This is a genomic window from Bartonella sp. AA168HLJHH (genome assembly GCF_042197365.1).
Lineage (GTDB): Bacteria > Pseudomonadota > Alphaproteobacteria > Rhizobiales > Rhizobiaceae > Bartonella.
Genome location: NZ_JBHIRS010000064.1, coordinates 1 through 1146 on the forward strand (window position 1 = coordinate 1; position 1146 = coordinate 1146).

General features: G+C 43.6%; 1 protein-coding gene. It reads right to left on the reverse strand.

The window, feature by feature from the left end; translation table 11 throughout:
• Positions 1-12 precede the first annotated feature (12 nt).
• Positions 13-1146 (reverse strand): elongation factor Tu (gene tuf / locus ACFINM_RS09750; protein WP_375641314.1); only part of this gene is annotated, 1134 nt, incomplete at its 5' end.

The following is a 1146-nucleotide window of genomic DNA, read 5'->3' on the forward strand; positions in this document are numbered from 1 at the left end:
AACAAGCATTATTTATTCAATGATCTTAGAGACGATACCGGCACCAACAGTACGACCACCTTCACGAATAGCAAAACGAAGTTTCTCTTCCATCGCTATCGGAACGATCAACGAAACATCCATCGCAACATTATCACCTGGCATAACCATTTCCGTTCCTTCTGGAAGCGTAACAATACCTGTAACATCCGTCGTACGGAAGTAAAACTGAGGACGATAATTCGTGAAAAATGGTGTATGACGTCCACCTTCATCCTTTGTCAAAATGTAAGCTTCTGCTTTAAACCGTGTATGAGGCGTAACGGATCCTGGCTTTGCCAATACTTGACCACGCTCAATCCCTTCACGGTCAACACCACGTAGCAGAGCCCCTATATTATCACCCGCTTGACCTTGATCCAAAAGCTTGCGGAACATTTCAACGCCTGTAACCGTCGTCTTAGACGTTGGACGAATACCGATAATCTCGATTTCCTCTCCAACTTTAATAACACCACGCTCAACACGACCCGTAACAACAGTTCCACGACCCGAAATCGAAAAAACATCTTCTATCGGCATCAAAAATGGTTGATCAACAGGACGTTCAGGGGTTGGGATATAATTATCAACTTCACTCATTAAAAGACGAACAGCATCTTCACCAATGCTTTTATCCTTATCCTCAAGAGCTGCCAACGCAGAACCCTTAACAATTGGTATATCATCGCCTGGGAAATCATATTTGGATAAAAGTTCCCGAACCTCAAGCTCTACAAGCTCCAAAAGTTCTGCATCATCAACCTGATCAACTTTATTAAGAAAAACAACAATTGCTGGAACACCAACCTGACGTGCAAGCAAAATATGCTCACGTGTCTGAGGCATTGGACCATCAGCTGCTGAAACAACCAAAATAGCACCATCCATCTGTGCTGCCCCTGTGATCATGTTTTTCACATAATCAGCATGTCCTGGACAATCAACGTGCGCATAGTGACGATTTTCCGTTTCATACTCAACGTGTGCTGTAGAAATAGTAATTCCACGTGCCCGTTCCTCTGGCGCAGCGTCAATTTGGTCATAAGCTTTAAATTCACCAAAATATTTCGTAATCGCTGCTGTCAACGAGGTCTTCCCATGATCAACGTGACCAATCGTACCAAT